This is a genomic window from Arthrobacter glacialis (assembly GCF_002909445.1).
GTDB classification, from domain to species: domain Bacteria; phylum Actinomycetota; class Actinomycetes; order Actinomycetales; family Micrococcaceae; genus Specibacter; species Specibacter glacialis.
Genome location: NZ_PPXC01000003.1, coordinates 288,468 through 308,136 on the forward strand (window position 1 = coordinate 288,468; position 19,669 = coordinate 308,136).

Consider the following 19,669-nt stretch of genomic DNA (forward strand, 5'->3'; position numbering starts at 1 on the left):
TGGTGCCGCGAATCTGTCCGTTTGCCACTGCAACGGCCTCGATCGTGTGCGCAGGTTCGTCCGGAACTTACATCAAGTCTGACGCCCCTGACTTGGACATGGACCCGCTTGGGTCAGGGATAAAAGTAGACATTATTCGCAATAATATTGTGTGTATTATCGCTTCATTGCAATGAAAACCGCCAAAGTAAAGCGGCAAGTCTTTCTTTGCAATTGTTTAACGAATCCTCAAGACCTACGCCTTACCGAGCGCATGATTGGTTGCTCCACCAACAGCCAGCTGGCAATGGCCAGTGGCATGGTGGCCAGGAGGGCGGCTAGGGTGAACCACCAAACGCCCCAATGGTAAGCACCGAAGACCGCGAGTAGCTGTTGAACCGGGAAAGCGTAGATGTAGGCCCCGTAGGAAACATCATTCTTCAGCACCAGCTTGGGACTGGGGAGCCAGGTTGAAATCCACAACAGCACGTACGCCAGGAATGGTGCCGCAAGTTGGTTACCGAAGCCCTCAAGACCAAGAATCGACGCCGCTGCGAGAACTGCCGCGACCGCCGCACCCTGCCAGCTCAAGCCAATCCGCTTCGAAAACACTTTGACCACCGCACCCCCGAGGAAGAATGGGACCAGACGGGCCAACAAATTGAAATCAAGGTTATTTTGAATGTAGGGATCAATCTTTTGCAGATTGGCCCAGACCAGAACACTCAAGATGAACGCGGCCACCATGGGCCAAGGGGTCTTCTTGACGATGGCAAACGTACCCAAAAACGCGACCAGCAGGTAGCAAAGGAATTCAAAGTACAGCGTCCACAACGACCCGTTCCAAGCACCGGGGTAGGGCACCCCAGCCGGTGTACCAGCAATGTCATAGGTGGAAATCTTTAAAAACATGTTCGCAAAAATCGAGTTCGCAGGCGTGGTTGGCGTCTGGAAGAACCCATGCAAAGAGGAATGTTGTATGTAGTACGCGATGGGAGCAAAGATTGCAGCCATCGCCACCAGGCAGACCAGGAACGCCGGCACAATTCGGGCTATGCGGTGGACCAGAAAGGTGCCAAGCCGGTTGTTGAAGCGGCTTCCCGTGATCAGGTAGCCACTGATACCAAAGAACCCCGCAACAGCCCAGCCGCCAAGGTTCTCACCCTTGAACCCTGGGCCGGTCCCGGCTCCCACGATGAAGAAACTGTGCGCAAAAAGAACCATCAGTGCGAGTATTAGCCTGATGAAATTCAGGCTGTTGTTCCGTGGATCAAGGGGTGCGCCGAATCGCGTGGCAGGATCAGTCCTCGCACCTTGGGCGGTACCGGGCAAGGTTATCCCGCTGGTTTCACGATTGAGCATTGTGCAATTCTATAACAGGCGTCAAGTGCTATCACAACCAGCACCTATGGCCAATCAGTTTGCTGTCGTATGTCTTCTGAGTCATGATTTATGACATGCGAGGAATAATCTTGGCCGGCGGTACCGGTTCACGGCTTCATCCAATCACCTTGGGCATCAGCAAGCAGCTGGTCCCTGTCTACGACAAGCCCATGATCTACTATCCTTTGTCGACCCTGATCCTGGCTGGCATCCGCGACATCCTGATTGTCACTACCCCGCACGACGCCGATCAGTTCCAGCGGCTCTTGGGTGACGGGTCACAATTCGGCGTCAACCTGACTTATGTCCAGCAGCCTTCACCGGACGGCCTGGCACAGGCGTTCGTCCTCGGCGCGGACCACATCGGCAACGACACCGTTGCGCTGGTGCTCGGCGACAACATCTTCTACGGTCCGGGTATGGGCTCACAGCTTCGCCGTCACGCGAACATCGACGGCGGCGCCGTATTTGGGTACTGGGTAAGGGATCCGAAGTCCTATGGCGTGGTCGAATTCGACGCAGCCGGCAAGGCCCTTTCCTTGGAGGAAAAGCCGGAGAAACCTAGAAGCCACTACGCAGTTCCCGGACTGTACTTCTACGACAACGATGTCATTGAGATAGCAAGGAACCTCAAGCCGTCACCACGCGGTGAGTTGGAGATCACCGATGTGAACAAAAACTACCTGGAGCGCGGAAAGCTGCAGGTAGAAATTCTCCCCCGCGGGACGGCGTGGTTGGACACCGGAACATTCAGCGACCTCAACGACGCGTCCAACTTCGTTCGCACCGTCGAAAATAGGCAAGACCTCAAGATCGGTGCTCCGGAAGAAGTCGCCTGGCGCCAAGGATTCCTCAGCGACGACGAGCTCCGCCAACGGGCAGAACCACTGGTCAAGAGTGGCTACGGCGCTTACTTGCTAGGCCTGCTGCAGTCCGGCCAGGGTTAGCCCAGCGACACTGTGATTCTAGGTGATAGGTTCCCTGAGTCCTAGACAAAGTTCCAACTGACTTGAGCAAAATAGTTACACCCCTATCTGCGGATAGGGGTGTTTCTTTTTGACGTCACTCGCCGGAATTGCGGCAATGGACTCGAAAGGTCCATGACTATTGGCGTTTGGCTTCTGAGCACAGCCCTGTGGCTGACAGGCATCCACCGAAGCATCTCCACAGTCATCCCCGGAGTCGCCCCGGGGCTTCTGTTGTGAAGCCGGCCCAAGCGGGCGGTCGTCGAGCAATCTCAAGGTCATGGACGCAATGGCACAGCATCGCCTCGGTTATTCGACAGGATAGACTTGAACCGTCGGTTGGTGTCAAAAATCCATACCGCAGCCGATCCAGCCGCTTTTGGCGATGGAATAACGCTTTTGGAGACCAAGATATATGCCGCAGCAATCCCCCACAACCGGCCGCAGGTCGTTGGTTGCCATACTGGACAACAGCTACCTGCTGAAATTCCTGTTGGTGGGTGGCTTGTCATTTGCCATCGATCTTGCTCTCTTGGTGGTGCTGCATGAAGTCTTTGGTGTAGGTCTTTGGCTTGCCACGCCCGTAGCCTTCCTGACGAGCCTGATCTTCAACTTCCTGCTCCAGCGCATCTTCACTTTCAAGGCAACAAACCGCAGTCATGCCAGTTTTATTCGCTACGCGATACTGGTGGCCTTCAACACTTTGGCCACGGATCTTATTGTAAATACGTTTGCCAATTTGGAACTCACCTACACCGCTGGAAAAGTAGTTGCCACCGCGCTAACGATGGTGTGGAACTTCTACCTCTACAAGTACTGGATTTTTCGCAGCGATCGACAGCCGACCCAAGCGGGCACGGAGAATGATCCGGACGCCGTCCCGCAGCAGGGCGGCGTAGAGGCTCCCATCACACCCGGGAAGTAAGATCACCGGGTCTGCAACGCTGCTTCCTCCAACGCCGCATTCATGAATTCAACGCGATCCCTGCTGCTCTTTGGGACCTGATCTGTCCTATGGTGGGTAACTGCCCGGCCTAAGTCGTGAGTGGCGCATGCATGCTCGGTTTCAGGCTGTGGGCTGTGGGCTGTGGGCTGTGGGCTGTGGGCTGTAACAGGATGTACACATTCAGTAACGTGATTTGAACTGATACCTGCCCGTGCCAGCTTGACAGTGGACTCTCACACAACAATGTTCCTTCCTCCGCACTCAAGCGAGGAACAGAGCCAGCAGCGCGGCACGATGTGGGTGAAGCCGCTGAGCCACCACCCCAAGCGCGCCAAGAGCATGGACCCGCCGATGGTCGCAATCCGCCGCTCTGGCCCCGTGCACGGAGCCAGAGCGCCTATGAACTCCGCCTCGTCCCTCCTGCGCGGCAGCGGCTGCTAAAGCTTGGGCCGGCGGATGGCAGCCAAGGCAGGAATATTGATCAGCTTCTTCCCTGGAAAGAGGTAGAAGTAGAAACGCTGCCCTGCAAGCAGCAGGACCACCCCGTAAATCAGGGTGAGGACCAGCCAGCCGAGAGGCGGCTGCCACGATGGGTGGCTGATCATGGTCTGCCAGGTACTGATATCCGTAATGCCGACTACGTAGCGCCTCAAAACGTAGAGGAAGGCGATCACATGTGAAAATAGTGCCGTCAAAATCAGGATTCGGGCAATGGACTGGTTGCGCCTCCTGGTGGAGAAGCCCAAGGAGCGCAAAGTGACGCCGGCTGAAACGAAGGCGACCAGGACCAATGGCATGCTGTAGCGGCCCTGCCAGAAGAAACCGACCGTGGTCACCAGCGACGCTTGCAGAAAAGCCGGTACCACGGCGACTGCCAGCAGTGCCAGCACAAGGGCGAACAGAATCTTGCGGGGACGGGCCAACAGCGCCATGAGCAGGGTTGCCACGAACAGCATGCTCCAGAAGGCAATTACTCCCTGGGGAACAGGGGTGTCGAGCCACCCCACAACTCCGATGTACTGCGGTATGAAGTCGAAAGTCCTGTCCAACATGGTCACAAATGCCTGGTATGGAGCGACCCCTGGCGCAGGATTGATGATCCCTTCCGGTGCCGTTCCACTGGACGCTGGCGCGTTCATGCTCACCACCATCCAGAGGAGGCCTAAGACAACGCCTATGGCGGCAAGCCCAACACCGATCAAGACAAGCCGATTGCCCAGAACCCGCTTCACAGCGTCCCACTTGAAAAGCAGGAAGGCAATGACAACTGCACATAGGAGCCATACCAGGGACACGGAGCGGGTATTTGCCAGAACCATCGTGGCCGCGGCGACTGTAGCAATGGCAGGAAGCGTGCTTCTGATCGAATGCGCACGATCCAGGACCGCCAGCAGCGCACAGAAAGCAGCCATTGTTGCTGCAATCTCGATGGAATTTGGGTTGATTCCAGATGACAAGAACAAGACCATCGGAGTGACTGCCATGGACGCCGTGACCAAGGGCCATTTGGGCTTGCGAAGCTTGCTCAATGCCATAAAAGCCGCCCCGTAGAACACAGCAGAAAACAGGACGCTGACGATGCGCATGGCGTAAATCGCCGGTGCGCCGGTCATGATCAGACTTGGCAGACCCACCACCCAGTAGTACATGGGGTTGTAGCTGCCAGCCGATGTGACGCCGATAACGTCAAAATTGTCTCCAGCGGGAATGGAAGGTGCGCAGTCGGCAGTCCTGTTTCTGGAAAAGGTAAAGCACGTCTGGGCGTCTAAGTTCGCAATATAGGACGGAATCTGGAAGTGGACCCCATTCCCAAAGGACTGACCCGGCTCTGCTGCTATCTGCCCCCTGACGACGGCGGCTGCCCTGATGGTGTGTGAGGGTTCATCCGGGTAAGCCATCAGCGGTGTCGCAATGGCCCACAGAGTGCCGAGAACAGCAAAGACCAGAAAAAGCCGCAGAAACAACCCGTTGCTGCGGACGGGGCTCGCCAACCAACCTTCCCCCTGGGGAATAGTCTCCTGGTAATTGCTCTCGGACATGCTTCTCCGTATGGTTTTTTGATTCAATAAAGTTTTCACAGACATTTAATCCTGCCAGTTATCGGCTGTAGTCAATGTTTGCAACAAGGTCTTGTGCGGCCTGCAGCGCTTTTTGGCTCGGGGCATAGCTGCCAAGGGCAATCCATACTTTGGTTTGGCCAGGCTCGCTGACCACATAGCTGGCCCAGGATCTGACAAGCGTGGCGATGGCTTCGTGCCTATATTGTGAACAAAAAACTTGATATCTGACCGAACCTAATTGGTATCCCGTTCCCTCACTCGAACCCAAGTCAATGGCAACACCGCGAGAATTCAGGGTCACCTGACTGCTGCCTATGGCAGCGTCAATTTGATCATTGCTGGGCGCAACGAAGTCAGCGTTGAACTTCAAGGCAGCCGTATTGAATCGATTCCCAATGTCCGCCAGATTCAGAAAGGCTATGGTGCCGAAATTGTCGTCAACTTCGTTGGGAATGTCCTTGTCCAGTTCAAGCCTTGTTCCGGCAACTGTGTCAGGCCATCTACTCGAAGGCTTGGCGGTCCACGAAGCAGGCGCATTCCGGGAGAAATATGTGCTGCCAGCCAGGGACAGCGAAGAGCTGGCTTTGGAGGTCACGGGCACTATCGGTGCACTGGGCAATTCAACGGCGGGATTCAGGGCCTGGATTTTGGGATCGTTCCACGAGACTACGGCGCCATTGAAGATCGCCAAGAGCGTTGACGCGTCCAGTTTCAGCCCGCGGACACCACTGAGGTTGTAGGCAACTCCAACCGGGGAAATCGTCGTCGGCACGGCAAAGGCACCGTCCGGTCCGCACGAACCGATCGACGCCGCCTTGTTCGTTTCATCCAATGGTGTATCACTGGTGGCAACGTAGGTATTACCTGAGACAAGCGCCTGAAGACCAACATCTTGTCCATCCGGGGAAAAATTGGTGGATACTCCCCTGTTCTCTTTTACCCACGAGTCACGCCAGACATTGATGGCGCTTTGTTGCGTGCCGCTGCCGACAATAATCAAGGCACCCCGGATCGGATCCGCCGGAGGAGGGCTGGAACAAGCACCCAGCAAGGCCACGCAACACAGCGCCACCGCGACTTTTAATTGTCCGGACCACTGACGGTTCACAGAGATTTCCCTTCGAAAACTAATTGGGCGCAAATCGAATCGACCGATAGACTCTCCTAGCCTATCGTTTGTTCGGCTCTGACTTGGCATCGAAGGTCCTGCAGGGCGCCCAGCAATCCGAGGCAATATTACGCCGGGCTGGGGTTCGAATAATACCTTTCCCACGGCCTGACGGCCACGAGTATTGCAACCCGATTCCAGCTAGAAAGTCCAACGAAGATGTCTCTAACCAGCAGGAATTTGGTCCAGACGGATGTCAACACGAAGTTTGCGAAGTTCTCGCTAATGTCCTGGCCAGTACGATCCACAGCGACAGTGGCGGCCGTGCTGTTGGCTGCTCTCATGGCTTTCTGGCGAATGCCACCCACTTCGCGCGACGTCATCTGGGCCGAAGATGGCGCCATCTTCCTCCAGGATGCTATGGCCCGCAAGGGAATCTTGGACATCTTTTCCCCCTACGCGGGGTATCTCCATGTCCTGCCCAGGTTCGCTGCGAAGTCCGTGGTTCGCTTCTTCGCCGTGGACGACTACGCATTGGCTTTGAACTTTCTAAGCTGTGTGGTCGTTGGTGTCGTCGCCTACCTGGTTTTCCATTGCTCCAAGGCAATTACTTCCAATGTATATGCCAGGCTTGGCTGGGCATCCATCACCATCCTGGTGGCGCCAGCCCCTTGGGAGACCTTGGGGAATTTTGCCAACATCCATTCCTACCTTCTATGGCTGACCCCCTGGTTGCTGCTCAAGCCCGCCAAGTCAAAGCTGGAGGGCGTGCTGTTCTTCTTCACAGCGACCCTTCTGTCACTGACGGAAATCGTGGCGGTTCTTTTTGTCCCCATGTTTGCCATCAGCTTCAAGGATCGCCGACTGTGGCCAGCGCGGATTGGCTTGTTGGTAGGGCTCGCCGCCCAAATCCTTACGACCATGTCGCATCCGCGGGCACCATCGAGCACGTATCCACTGGACTTTGCCTCCATCACCATGGGCTGGTTCCTGAATAGTTCATCGGCCCTGATTTATGGAAGTTCCAGCCAGATCTCAGCAAATATTGGCAACTACGGGTTCTGGCCGCCGCTCTTGGCGGCCATCCCGTTTGCTGCGGCATTGGCCTACATCTTGTTAAAGGGGAATCGACAGAAACGACTCGTGGCCCTCGTTTTACTGCTCGGTTCGACTGCCGTTTGGGGTGCGACGCTGGTCCTTAACTTCTATAAATTCTTTGACTATGCATCCTATGACGCAGAGCAGTGGAAATCATTCCTCCTCACCCGCTATTCAACTGTTCCATCCATGTTCCTGCTTGCCTTGATCCCGTTGGCGGCGCTGTGCGACACCAGTAAACGGCGAACCATTTCTGTTGCGATCTTGTCCGCTTTTGTGGTCCTTCAATGCGTGTACTTCTTCCCGGCAAGCTCCCTGCGAAACCATGGCCCCGACTGGAGCGACGGTGTGGCCGTGGCTCGAACAGCGTGCATTATTGAACCGTCCATACCCTTTCAACCCGTATTTATTGCCCCCGCCCATTGGCTTGCCGGGGGTGTTAAAGTTCCGTGTTCACTGATGGTGCCAGCTCCCTAGGGCCCGGAGCTGGGCCAATTCCAAGACTCCACGCGATAAGATTAGGCGTCAGTTAATCTCCAGAACTTCCGACCGCCGTTTGCAAAATTCCTGAAATTCCCATGTCAGGCACGGCTAGACACCCTGAATGGAATCTTCAATGAGCTGGGCAGCCGTGATCCCTGTCGTACTGACGTGTGTGGCACTAGTCTTTGTCCCCGGCGGCCTGGTGGCCGTTTCCTTGGGCCTGCGTGGCCTCCCCGCCGCAGCCTCAGCGCCGGCTTTGACTGTAACGATCTCCGCACTCGCGGCCATTGCCTTTGGCAAACTCGGCATCGACTGGTCCCCTTTCGCCATGGTGCTGGCGGCCGTTGCCGTGGCAGGCGCCGTCTGGCTTCTGCGCCGCTGGTGTGAACGCCGCGGAAAATTCGCACACGCCACGGCAGCCCGGCCTTCCATCGAGGCGATAGTTGTCCAATGCCTCGGATTTGCGGCTGGGGCCGGGCTGCTCATATGGCAGCTGGTTCGAGTCTTCGGAAGCCCGGGAAACATTTCACAAACCTTCGACGGCATCTTCCATCTCAACGCTGTCCGGTACGTTCTCAACACTGGCAACGCCTCGTCTCTCACATTGTCAGCAATGACCAACGGAGACAATCCCCCATACTTCTACCCAGCTGCGTGGCATGGGCTCGTCGCCCTTCTGGTCCAGATCACGGGCGCACCCATTTCCGTGGCCGTTAATATGCTCAACCTCGTCTTGGCCGCCCTGGTGTGGACGCTGGGCTGCATGTTCCTGGTCAGGACTGTTGCTGGCCCAAGGCCATGGGTCGTGGCTTTTGGCGCCGTATTGGCTGCCAGCTTCTCCTCCTTCCCCTTGCTCTTGCTGGACTTCGGGGTCTTGTATCCAAACTTTCTCTCCATCTGTTTGATCCCGCTGGGATTAGCAGCCGTTGCAGCTTTTTTCAATGTTGGCAGCCAACCTCCAAGCAATCCCTTGGCCCGTTTTGCCTTGGCTCCCATGATTTCGCCCGGCATAGCAATTGCCCACCCAAATGGTGCAATGACTCTCCTGGCCATCAGCGTCCCTGTAGTTTTGTATGCCTACATGCAGCGGTACATCTTGGCTGGCCATGTCCAGACACAACGACGGGAGAAGTTCCTGGTGGGTGCGCTGCTTGCCCTCGGGCTCGTGTTCCTAGCCACGCTGTGGAAGTATATCCGACCGCCGGCTGACGCAGCCTTCTGGGACCGGTACCACTCCCCCGCAGGCGCTGCGTGGGAAATTGCAACCAACTCCGCCATGAACCGGCCCGAAGCCTGGGTGGTGTCCGCACTGGTTCTCATGGGGCTGTTCGTTGCTGTACGCGACCGGCACCAATGGTGGCTGCTGGGATGCTACGTGCTGACGTCATTCCTGTTTGTCGTCATTGCAGGCGTTGGCACAAGCTATCTTCGCAGCGTCATTACCGGTGTTTGGTACAACGACAGTTACCGGCTGGCAGCCATCCTGCCCATCACAGCACTCCCGCTTGCAGCCCTTGGTTTTGGCTGGCTTCTACGTTGCGGACAAAGCGCCTTGGACCGGTTCTGGAACCGTCCGGGGCGGGTGCTGCCGGCGCCGGACGCGCGTGCACGCGTGGGAGTGCTTTCAGGCTTCCTGGTGGTCGCGCTGCTGGCAGTCGGAATGCAAGGTGCACCCATCAATTTCGCCGTTGCCTCAGCAGCACGCAACTATGCAGAAACGCCCAATTCCGAGGTTGTCTCTTCAGATGAGCTGGCCTTGATTGAACAGCTGGATGATTTGGTGCCGGCCGGGGCCACGATTGCCGTGAATCCGTGGACGGGAGCGGCGCTTGCCTTTGCCTTGGCGAACCGAGACACCACCTCTCGCCACGTCCTGAGCACCTACCCAGCCGATATCGAGATCATCAACAATTCCCTGCGCAATGCACTGACAGATCCGACTGTGTGCCCGGCAGTCGAGGCTGCAGGCGTCAAGTACGCCCTTGACTTTGGCAGCAAGGAAGTTCATGGAGGACGCCACGACTTCCCAGGATTGGATAAATTGCAGGACTCACCCGCGGCGGAACTTGTTGCCCAGGTCGGCGAAGCCAGGCTGTTCCGCATCACCGCTTGCAGCTGAGACGAGCGAAGTCATAGGTTCAGCTGGGTCACGTCGGCGCGTTGGCCCAGCTGAGGGGTCGGACACGGGGCCAGTCCAAGCCTGCGGCTAGGCGGGCTCAGACCGCCTGCGCAGTTCCTTCACAACGGCATGAACTTCACCATCCATGACCACTTTGCCATGCTCCAGCAGCACGCCTCGTTCACAAACGGTGGAAACCAGGTCCAGGTCATGGCTGACAACAAAAAGTGTTTTCCCCGCTGCCGCCAGTTCCTTGATCTTCTTGATGCACTTGCGCTGAAACGGCTCGTCCCCAACAGCTAAGATCTCATCGATCAAAAAAACTTCTGGATCAGTGTGGACGGCAATGGAAAACGCCAGCTTCAAGTACATGCCGGAAGAATAAAACTTGACTTCGGTATCAATGAACTCGCCAATTTCGGAGAACTCCACGATCGAATCGAACATGGTGTCGATCTGCTTCTCGGTCATGCCCAGAATGGCGCCGTTGAGATAGACGTTATCGCGACCGCTGAGGTCATGGTGGAATCCGGCACCAACCTCGATAAGCCCGGCCACCCTTCCGCGGGTCCGGACCGTTCCGGCGTCGGGCTGGAGAACACCTGAAATCAACTTCAGCAAGGTCGACTTGCCCGACCCATTCAAGCCCAGCAAGGCAACTGTTTCACCCTGGGCCACATCCAAGGAGATGTCCTTCAAGGCGTCGAAGCGCTTGGACAAATCACCTTTGCGGCCCTTGGCAAGCCACACGATGGATTCCTTCATGGACCGGGTGTTGCGCAGCACAAACACCTTGCGCAGGTTCCGGCACGTAATGGCGACATTGTCAGCGACAGTTTCAGCTACCGGCATGCTAGAGCTCCTGGGCAAAGTGAACGGCAAGACGCCGGAAGACGAGCTGGCCCGCGAAGAGTACGGCCAGTGAGACCAGCAGGGAAACAGGGAGCCAGAGTGCAATCAGATTGGGCGGAAGCTCCACCAATCCAATCTGATCCGCACCCAAGGTGGGGTACCAGAAAGCCCAGTGGAAGATCTCCACGGCCACTGTCATCGGGTTGGCTTGGTAGAGGAAGAACCAGGAACCCAGTGCGTCCCTGGCCATGGTCCACAGGTACAGCACCGGGGATGCCCAGGTGACCACCATGAGGATCATGTCCACAATGTTTTCTGAGTCACGGAAGTACACGTTGACGGCCCCGAATAGCAGTCCTAGACCCATACCAAGAATCGCCACAATGATGAAGGCGGCAACGGCTGCGAGCAGTTGGTAGATCGAAGGCTGCCAACCCACAATCAGGCTGGCACCTACCAAAATCACCACCTGTGGCAAGAAGTGTGCGGCCGAAACCCAAACTGTGGAGACGGGAAAGAGCTCCCGTGGCAGGTAGATCTTGCGAATCAAGTCCCTGTTGTCCACGATTGAACGGGTGGCGTTTCCAAGGGTCTCGGTGAAGAAGTTGACCAAGACAATGCCCGAGAACAGGTAGATGGCGTAGTTCGGCGTCGCCTTTTGCAGGTTCAGGAAAATGCCGAGGGCAACGAAGTAGATCATGAACTGCATGAGTGGCTTCACATAGGACCACAGCAGGCCCAACACGGAGCCCCTGTAGCGAACCTTGATTTCCTTGCGCACCAACAACTTGAGCAGGAACCTGTTCGAATACACATCCAACAGCCCACGCCCGGCACCCGGTGTGGTCAGTTCACTCTTGACAGCCGGCATCTACTGACCATCCACGGAATGCTCGTCGAAGGTCTTTTTCCAGGATTCCATTGACGTTATTTCCGCCACGGCACCGCGGTAGCGTTCGGCCAATTCGTCCCACTCCTTGGCCAGCCGAAGGTGGAGGCGGGCCGACTCTGCCAACATGGAGCGCAGCAATTTGGGATCACGGCGGTACCAGGACATGCCTGTGCCTTCGGCATTTGTGACCACCACGGAATCGTAGTGGGCAAGCCGGAACCAGCGGCTGTCCCGGTGCGCCAGCACACCCTGAGGGCGGATCGCAGCATCCGGGTCCGGCGTTTTGACGAGCTGGCGGGCCACTGTCTTGATCCCCCAGGAAACCAGGTCTTTCTTGTGCGGCAGGCCCATGGGCGTGCCACCCATGGGGCCGCGTCCGAGCACTGGTGCCGGGAAATCGTCGACGTTTTCCTTCAGCTGGGCGTCGTCGTACTGTGCCCGCAGGGCGTTGATTTCCGGCAGCTTGGTTGCCAAGGTGGCATGCAGCTGCTCCGGACCCTTGAAAATATCCTTGAGGGCTTCCAGCCTGCCGTGCTCGGTGAAGTACTGCATGGATACCAGGTGCTTCACGTCAGCCTGCACGGACTCGCGCAGGACGCGGCCACCCTTGGGATAGGGGCTATAGATCAAGGTGGTGATGAGGCGGTTGCGTTCGTGGAAGTAGGATTGCCAGCCCACCATGTCGTCCTTGTCCAGCCAGGACACATGCCACACGGCTGCGCCGGGCAGGCTGACGGTGGCAAAACCGGCTGCACGGGCACGCAAGCCATACTCGGCGTCGTCCCACTTGATGAACAGGGGAAGGGACAAGCCAATCTCGCGGATGACGGCTGTGGGGATCATGCACATCCACCATCCGTTGTAATCCACGTCAACCCGCCGGTGCAGCCAAGAGGTCTGACGCAGGTTGGCAACACTGAAGTCATGGCGCATCTCCATGTCAGCGTGCGGGGCAGCTGGAACTATGCGGTGCGGATCCACGACTTCACCAAAAGTGTGCAGAACGCTGCGGTTATGCAGGTCAAACATGTGACCGCCCACAATGGTGGGCTTCTTGCAACGATCGGCAAAGGCCAGCATCCGCAAGATGCTTTCGGGTTCTACGACGACATCGTCGTCCAGCAGCAACGCGTAGTCACTGCCGTTTTCCACTGCTTCGTACATGCCGCGGGCAAAGCCGCCGGAACCGCCCAGGTTTCCCTGGTCGATGATGCGAAGTTTTCCGCCCAATGCGGCGCTGACCTCGGCAAAGCCTTCCTCGTCACGCACTTTCTTGGAGCCTTGGTCGACAATCAGGATTTCCTTAACGTTCTCCAAGGCATCCGGGTTTGCCGCCAAAATGCGGGCGTTATTGAGGCAAAAATCCGGCTTGTTCATGGTGGTGATTTCCAGCGTCACCTGGCCGGAGCTTCGCGGGGCCTCCTGCAGAGTCCACTGGGCATCAACCAGGGTCAGCCCTTCATGGCCTGCTGCCAGGTCAAACCAGTACCATCCGCCGTCGCCAAAGGGCACCAAGGTGAGGTCAAATGTGGTGGTCTCGGCGCCATTGACGCTGACGGTTTCCACGTGCTGGATTGAACCACGGGCGTTGGATTTGCTGACGGCAATGGCACCGCTGCCGGTGGTGGTGACCTCCAAGCGGACGGTGCGCACATCAGTCCAGCGCCGCCAGTAGCTGGCGGGGAAAGCGTTGAAGTAGGTACCGAAGGAGACCTGCTCACCGGCACGCACGTTCATGGAGCGGCGCGAATTGATGTCATCAAAGTGCACGCCTGCGCCACCGGAGCTGAAGAGTTGCAGCTTGTCTTCAGGGAGTTTCGGGCTTCGGGCCAGCTCATCGTTTTCCCGCAAGCGAATGCCGCTGGCTGAGCCGGCGTCCACGTACAGCGGAAGAGTATCCACCTGTGCCTCTGTGGGCAGAATGACCCGTTGCAGGACTGCCAACTTTGTTTGCGCTTCAACTACACTCACGCGTCAACTCCTCCGCTTTGCAGCTTCGCTCCGCCGGTGAAATGCGGCTTGATTTTGTTGTCATACATGTTCAAGGCTGAACCGATGGCCATGTGCATGTCCAAGTACTTGTAGGTGCCCAAACGGCCACCAAACAGCACGTTGTTCTCGCCGCGGGCCAGATCGCGGTAGGCCAACAGCTTGCTGCGGTCATCACTGGTGTTGACCGGGTAATACGGCTCATCACCCTTTTCAGCGAAACGCGAGAATTCGCGCATGATCACCGTGGCGTCCTTGGTGTACTCGCGTTCCGGGTGGAAGTGGCGGAACTCGTGGATACGAGTAAACTTCTGCTCCTCATCCGGGTAGTTCATGACAGCACAGCCCTGATAATCCTCGATCGGAAGCACTTCCTGCTCCAGATCGATGGTGCGCCAGGACAGATCACCTTCGGCGTAGTCAAAGTAACGGTCAACGGCTCCGGTGTAGATGACCGGGACCTGGCCGGTGACGGCCTTGCGGGAGTATTCGCCGTCGTCGAAGAAGTCAGTGTTCAGCACCACTTCAATGTTCGGGTGGTCAGCCATCCGCTCGATCCACGCGGTGTAGCCGTCAACCGGCAGGCCCTCATGAGTGTCGTTGAAGTAGCGGTTGTCATAGTTGTAACGTACAGGCAGCCGGGAAATGATCGACGCCGGCAGGTCCTTGGGATCCGTCTGCCACTGCTTGCCGGTGTAGTGCTTGATGAACGCCTCGTAGAGCGGGCGGCCAATGAGCTGGATGCCCTTGTCGTTCAGATTGCTCGGATCAGTGCCGGCCAACTCGCCAGCCTGCTCCTGGATCAGCGCACGCGCCTCACTCGGGCCCATGGCTGAGCGGAAGAATTGATTGATGGTGCCCAGGTTGATGGGCATCTGGTACACCTCACCCTTGTGGGCGGTGTACACCTTGTGCTGATAGTTGGTGAACGCGGTGAAGCGGTTCACGTACTCCCACACACGCTCGTTGGAGGTGTGGAAAAGGTGCGCTCCGTAACGGTGCACCTCGATGCCTGTCTGCGCCTCGTTCTCGCTGTAAGCATTGCCGCCAATGTGGTGGCGCCGGTCGATGACCGCTACCTTCAGCCCCAACTCGGTGGCGGCACGTTCTGCAATGGTTAGGCCAAAGAAACCCGAACCGACGACGACTAGGTCAGCGTTCACAAACTCTCCTGTGTAGCTTGGTAGCGATATATGGGCACAGCAGTGCCACGATCTACCTACCTAGGTTACCTGACCCTTTTCCTTGACAAACTTCTCCGTGGCGCGACTCACAGGCCACCGGCTCCTTGACGGCCTTGATTCATTCCCCCACAGCCCACACCGGCTTGGCACTTAAGCACAATGTTCGACGCCGGTGCCCGCGCGGCCTTCGACCTCGCCTAGGCTCGGGATCAGCGGGACGGGGCGGGCGTGTTGGGTGAGGAGGTGCCATGTTGCTGGAAGTCACGCTGGTGTCCGGCATGGGCACAGCCGTTGGTGGCGAAGCTGGCGCACCGTTTGCGGCCACGGAGCTCAGTGTCACGTGGCCCTCCGGCGCCGCACCCGAGTCGTGTTCGGGGCAGTCTCTGGCGCAGGCCCTGGCCCGCCGGTGGACAGGCTGCTGCTTTAGTGTTGGCGGCCGTCCGCTCGGAGCACTGCAAGCCGGCCAGTCGCCGTTGGTCAATGGGGCGGTAGTGGTGGCCTGGCCAGGCCACCTGGAGCAGCCCCCCGGTATCCTGGCAAGCGCCGCCGCAGTTTCCGGCGTTGAGGGCGTGGCTGCCGTCCTCGCAGTGCGCTCCGGGCCGGATGCCGGAGCCCTTTTTGCCTTGCGCCGGGGCAGCTTTAGCGTGGGGCGCGGGCAATGCCGCATAGCTGTGGCCGACCCCGCACTGTCCAGGCACCACGGGACAATTGTTGTGGATACCCGCGGCATCACAGTGGTGGCCACGCGCCGGTCAAGCGGCTTCACCCTATACCGCGCCGGGTGCGGCCCCACCGAAAATGCCCTTTCCGCCAAGGGAAGGATTGCCCTGGAAGTGGGAGACACCCTTGGCTGCGGGAGCAGCGTTCTCGAGCTCCGTTTCCTGGATCCCACCGTCCCGCAGGGATGTGGTGCTGAGCCACGGGGCACCCGCACTTCCGGCAGGCCACGGCTACGATCCGGGTCCCAGACTCTTGCTCCCAACGATTCTGAGCCTCACCTGCTTGATGCCGCCACGCTGGAACCCCAGATTCTCCAGCACAACGCCGGCTCCCCGCGGCGGCAGCGGGCCATGATTGTTGCCGGCTGCCTGCCCTTGCTGATGGGCGTCGTCTTGGCGCTGGCCACGGGTTCGTGGATGTTTCTGGCTTTCGCTGCCATGGGAGCTGTGGCGGTTCTCGTGCCAGCGTTCGGCGGTGGTAAACGCCGTCGTTCATTCCTGGCTGCCGTGGATCACGCCGCGCGGCACGGCGCCGAGCAGGTCAACGTGGCGTTCCCCGATGCCGGAACGTTGATGCTCTCCGCACACTCGGGCGTTGACCCAACTCCGTCCTGTTCGCCCACTGGCGAGTTGGCGTTGCGCCTGGGCACTGCCACCCAAGCCGCCAGGCTGGTGCTGGCACCCATGGATCCCGCGTTTTCGCCACCCCTGCTGCAACGCCAGCCCTTTTGCGTTCGCTGGGGCCCGAGGCCGCTCACGGTGCTCGGTCCACCCCACGCTGTGACCTCGATGCTGAACTTTATCCTCATGCAGCTCGACGCTGCGGCTGTTCCGGTGGTGCTGCTGGGTCCTGCGGGGCAACTGCCCCTGACTGCGAGGTTTCTTGCGCACACTGTGTTGGCCGGGACTGTGACGGTGGCGCAGCAGGCACTGAACGGCATGGGTCCGGGCGCCATGAATGCTGCGGGTGGACCAGTTGGCGTGCTCGTGGTCATGGCCGCAGCGGCTTTCCGCGCGCCGCAGATGCCGCCCGGTCTGCGTGTCCTGTATCTTGTGCCCGATGGCAGTGGAGGCCCACCCAGCAGCCCGACACGACTCAGCAGTACCGCTGATCCTCCCGCTGATGCCCCAACACCGGGCCCCGCACCGTCTCCCGAATCTGGGAGCGCCGCACCTGTCCCCGAGTCGGGCCGCCAGCCGAACGCCGGGAGTGGCGTCATAGAGTTGAAGGCTGCCGGCAACCGAGTCGTGGGCAATTTTGCGGGTGCAGAATTTGTGCCAGACGGCGTCTCGCCGAAGGTCTTCGACGCTTATGCACGTTCTCGGGCCAGCACGGGCGCCGGACCCGGTTCCGCGCCAGTTGCATCCTTGGCGGCCAACTCTGTTCCGCTGCCAGGGCAGCTCAGCACCAACACCCTTCTGGACTCTTGGCGTTCCTCCGCCGGCGGCCCCCTGCAGCCCGTGGCCTTGGGGCAGTCCAGCGCCGGCCCGGCCATGTTTGATTTCGGCCACGATGGCCCGCACCTGCTGGTGGCAGGCACCACGGGCTCTGGGAAGTCCGAGTTCCTTAGGGCCTTGGTGGGGAGCCTTGCTGCTGCCCACTCCCCTGCAGATCTGCAGTTCATCTTCATTGATTTCAAAGGCGGGGCCGGGTTGGGTTCCTTGACCAAGCTTCCGCACACCACCTCACTGCTGACGGACTTGAGCGGGAACGGGGTGGAACGCACGCTTGCATCCTTGCGGGCCGAGCTCCACCACCGTGAGGCAGCGCTGGCTGAGGCCGAGGCAACTGACAGTGACCAGTACCGTGCAGCGGCCCTTGCCCAAACTTCCCGGGGTGATGGCGGGAGGGTGGGTTCCTGGCACGCTGGCACCGCAGGTCCCCACGCTAGGAAGTTTGCACCCGGCAGTCATGCCATGGCCCATCTTGTGGTGGTCATAGACGAGTTCCGCATTCTGGTGGACCAATATCCGGATGCCATGGCCGAGTTGATGCGCATCGCCGCCGTGGGCCGGTCTCTGGGCATCCATTTGGTCATGGCCACCCAGCGGCCGCAGGGCGCGTTGAACGCCGATATCCGGGCCAATGTCACCAGCTCCATCTGCCTGCGCGTGCAATCAACTTTTGACTCGAGCGATGTGATCGGTACGGGTGCTGCGGCCACCATCAGCGTTTCAACGCCTGGCCGCGGTTTCATCAGCAGGGCGGGGGCGCCAGCTGAAGAATTTCAAAGCGCGACTTTGCGGTTCCCTCATCTGAGCCGTGGACAATTGCCACTCGTGGAATTTTTTGCCGAGCGGCTGCTCAGCGGCTCCGCCGTCGACCACGCGGCATTCTCTTCGGCGAGCGACATTGATGCCGTCACGCAGCTTTTCAAGAATGCGTGGCGGGACGGGCAGGCTGCGGATCCGGAACTTTGTGGTGCGCCGGCAGTTATCGCCCCGGAATTGCCGGCAGCTTTTCCGCTGGCCGGTGCCATTGGGGGCAGGCACAGTGACAGTGAGGGCCTCCCCGGCGCTGTGCTGCTGGGGATGGTGGACGTGCCCCATCGCCAGTGTCTGGAACACTTGTTGTGGCACCCCGAAGACCACTCCCATCTGGCCTGCTTTGGCACAACGGCGGAATCCTCCCTGGCCGTGTCACTGGCAGTTAGCCAGCTTCTGGCTGCCAACGCGCGGCTGGACTCCGGCGCCACCGCCGAGGGGCGTTTGTTGTACCTGCTCGACGGCGACGGGTCGCTGGCTGCCCATGCGAGCAATCCTTGGGTGGGAAGCTGCTTGGGCACCGACGAGCTCAGGACGGCGGCCCGCTTGGTGCAGCGGCTGTTGGACGTTGCCAAGACCAGCACCCAAACACTGATCCTGTGTATCTCCGACTGGGGACGCTGGGTGAGCGCGTTTCGCTCCAGCGTGTGGCCGTGGGCCGAGGAAACCATGGTTGAGCTGATCCGTTTCAACAATGGCCACCTTGTGGTGGCAGTGGGCGGCGGTCGAGAACTCCTGACGTCACACTGTCTGGCCGCCATACCCAATAGGATTTTCCTCAGTTGCGGCAGCAGCGTCGAATCCACCATGCTGTGGCCGCGCCTGCCACGCTTCACGGCCATGCCCGGACGCGCCGGGATTTCCGGTCCCATCAATGCCGCCGCGGCGCAGTCTGAACCCGAGACCATGCACATTGCACAGCTTGGCACCGTGGCAGGTGCGCCGGAGCAAGGGGTTCGCGTGCGCGAACGTCACTGTGTGAGCCATGCGGCCCGAACCCTTACAGTGGCTGCCCTGCCTCGCACTCTCACCATGGAAGAACTGCAGACCGTCATCCCGGAGCTCCCCGGCACCACCGCACGCGGGGAGCCGCCTCAAAGACACTTGTTTTTGGGCCTGGGCGGCGACGGCCATGACCTGCTATCGGTGATCCCCGGTCCGGGTGCGCTGATCCCAGTCCTGGGCGGAAACCGGAGCGGAAAGACCACTTTTCTGCGCGCACTGTGCCAGCTCAATGGCGCGCAGCTGCTCCAAACACTGTCCCCTGGCGCATTGCCGGCGGATGATCCGGCCGGGATTTTCTTGGTGGACAACGCAGTCAGATTGGCACCCTTGGAGCAGCTGCGGATCAGTTCATTGCTCGCGGCAGGGGCAACCATTGTGGCTGCCCTCCCCCAGTCCAGCCAGGTATTGACCCGGCTGCCCTCGGAGTGGGGACTCCGTTCGCTGCAGCAAGGAATCGTACTGACGCCCCACCGCCCATCCGATGCCGAGCTGCTGGGTGTCCGCTTGGATACGGCGGGCTCGGAGCCGCTGGGGCGCGGCGTCTTGGTTGATGGCGGCGTTTGCCGGTGGTTTCAATTCCCGTTTACGGAACGACCGGCAAAAGAGGCCAACAAATAGGGAC

The 19,669-nt window shown here is 59.1% G+C and carries 12 protein-coding genes; 5 read left to right on the plus strand and 7 right to left on the minus strand.

Features of this window, described 5'->3' with window-relative positions; translation table 11 throughout:
• Positions 1-228 precede the first annotated feature (228 nt).
• Positions 229-1,341: an acyltransferase family protein gene (locus tag CVS27_RS05180; RefSeq protein WP_103464657.1), complete on the minus strand. Its 1,113-nt coding sequence runs from the start codon at positions 1,339-1,341 to the stop codon at positions 229-231.
• Positions 1,342-1,436: 95 nt separating this feature from the next.
• On the opposite strand from CVS27_RS05180, the gene rfbA reads away from it, so the two are divergent.
• Positions 1,437-2,309, plus strand: a complete 873-nt coding sequence (rfbA, locus tag CVS27_RS05185) for a glucose-1-phosphate thymidylyltransferase RfbA (protein WP_103464760.1) — start codon at positions 1,437-1,439, stop codon at positions 2,307-2,309.
• A gap of 433 nt (positions 2,310-2,742) precedes the next feature.
• Positions 2,743-3,252, plus strand: a complete 510-nt coding sequence (locus tag CVS27_RS05190) for a GtrA family protein (protein WP_103464658.1) — start codon at positions 2,743-2,745, stop codon at positions 3,250-3,252.
• 458 nt (positions 3,253-3,710) lie between these two features.
• On the opposite strand, the gene CVS27_RS05195 is transcribed toward CVS27_RS05190, so the two are convergent.
• Together CVS27_RS05195 and CVS27_RS05200 are read right to left on the minus strand one after the other, a co-directional pair.
• Complete coding sequence (locus tag CVS27_RS05195) at positions 3,711-5,312, minus strand: DUF2142 domain-containing protein (RefSeq protein ID WP_165788257.1); 1,602 nt, start codon at positions 5,310-5,312, stop codon at positions 3,711-3,713.
• Between the two features lie 58 nt (positions 5,313-5,370).
• Positions 5,371-6,531: a substrate-binding domain-containing protein gene (locus tag CVS27_RS05200; protein ID WP_103464660.1), complete on the minus strand. Its 1,161-nt coding sequence runs from the start codon at positions 6,529-6,531 to the stop codon at positions 5,371-5,373.
• A gap of 195 nt (positions 6,532-6,726) precedes the next feature.
• Here CVS27_RS05200 and CVS27_RS05205 point away from each other — a divergent pair, with 195 nt between their 5' ends.
• Positions 6,727-8,016 carry a hypothetical protein gene (locus tag CVS27_RS05205; RefSeq protein WP_133162878.1) on the plus strand — a complete coding sequence of 430 codons (1,290 nt, stop codon included), beginning with the start codon at positions 6,727-6,729 and terminating at the stop codon, positions 8,014-8,016.
• 127 nt (positions 8,017-8,143) lie between these two features.
• Positions 8,144-10,141 carry a DUF6541 family protein gene (locus CVS27_RS05210; RefSeq protein ID WP_243400060.1) on the plus strand — a complete coding sequence of 666 codons (1,998 nt, stop codon included), beginning with the start codon at positions 8,144-8,146 and terminating at the stop codon, positions 10,139-10,141.
• Between the two features lie 87 nt (positions 10,142-10,228).
• On the opposite strand, the gene CVS27_RS05215 is transcribed toward CVS27_RS05210, so the two are convergent.
• Genes CVS27_RS05215 through glf form a run of 4 tightly spaced genes read right to left on the minus strand, consistent with a single transcriptional unit; the run spans position 10,229 to position 15,037 of the window.
• Positions 10,229-10,993, minus strand: coding sequence for an ABC transporter ATP-binding protein (locus CVS27_RS05215; RefSeq protein ID WP_103464663.1), 765 nt, complete (start codon positions 10,991-10,993; stop codon positions 10,229-10,231).
• A gap of 1 nt (position 10,994) precedes the next feature.
• Positions 10,995-11,864, minus strand: a complete 870-nt coding sequence (locus CVS27_RS05220) for an ABC transporter permease (protein ID WP_103464664.1) — start codon at positions 11,862-11,864, stop codon at positions 10,995-10,997.
• Positions 11,865-13,856, minus strand: a complete 1,992-nt coding sequence (locus CVS27_RS05225; protein WP_103464665.1) for a glycosyltransferase — start codon at positions 13,854-13,856, stop codon at positions 11,865-11,867.
• Positions 13,853-15,037: a UDP-galactopyranose mutase gene (gene glf / locus CVS27_RS05230; RefSeq protein ID WP_103464666.1), complete on the minus strand. Its 1,185-nt coding sequence runs from the start codon at positions 15,035-15,037 to the stop codon at positions 13,853-13,855. Before glf ends, CVS27_RS05225 begins: the two co-directional genes overlap by 4 nt.
• 269 nt (positions 15,038-15,306) lie before the next feature.
• On the opposite strand from glf, the gene CVS27_RS05235 reads away from it, so the two are divergent.
• The gene (locus CVS27_RS05235; protein WP_103464667.1) at positions 15,307-19,665 is read left to right on the plus strand and encodes an FtsK/SpoIIIE domain-containing protein; all 4,359 of its coding nucleotides are present in this window, start codon (positions 15,307-15,309) and stop codon (positions 19,663-19,665) included.
• Positions 19,666-19,669 lie beyond the last annotated feature (4 nt).

What these genes read in the sequence shown, in the direction of transcription:
- CVS27_RS05180 (WP_103464657.1), bottom strand. Translation starts at nt 1,341, where the DNA reads ATGCTCAATCGTGAAACCAGCGGGATAACCTTGCCCGGTACCGCCCAA.
- rfbA (WP_103464760.1), top strand. Translation starts at nt 1,437, where the DNA reads ATGCGAGGAATAATCTTGGCCGGCGGTACCGGTTCACGGCTTCATCCA.
- CVS27_RS05190 (WP_103464658.1), top strand. Translation starts at nt 2,743, where the DNA reads ATGCCGCAGCAATCCCCCACAACCGGCCGCAGGTCGTTGGTTGCCATA.
- CVS27_RS05195 (WP_165788257.1), bottom strand. Translation starts at nt 5,312, where the DNA reads ATGTCCGAGAGCAATTACCAGGAGACTATTCCCCAGGGGGAAGGTTGG.
- CVS27_RS05200 (WP_103464660.1), bottom strand. Translation starts at nt 6,531, where the DNA reads ATGCCAAGTCAGAGCCGAACAAACGATAGGCTAGGAGAGTCTATCGGT.
- CVS27_RS05205 (WP_133162878.1), top strand. Translation starts at nt 6,727, where the DNA reads ATGTCCTGGCCAGTACGATCCACAGCGACAGTGGCGGCCGTGCTGTTG.
- CVS27_RS05210 (WP_243400060.1), top strand. Translation starts at nt 8,144, where the DNA reads ATGGAATCTTCAATGAGCTGGGCAGCCGTGATCCCTGTCGTACTGACG.
- CVS27_RS05215 (WP_103464663.1), bottom strand. Translation starts at nt 10,993, where the DNA reads ATGCCGGTAGCTGAAACTGTCGCTGACAATGTCGCCATTACGTGCCGG.
- CVS27_RS05220 (WP_103464664.1), bottom strand. Translation starts at nt 11,864, where the DNA reads ATGCCGGCTGTCAAGAGTGAACTGACCACACCGGGTGCCGGGCGTGGG.
- CVS27_RS05235 (WP_103464667.1), top strand. Translation starts at nt 15,307, where the DNA reads ATGTTGCTGGAAGTCACGCTGGTGTCCGGCATGGGCACAGCCGTTGGT.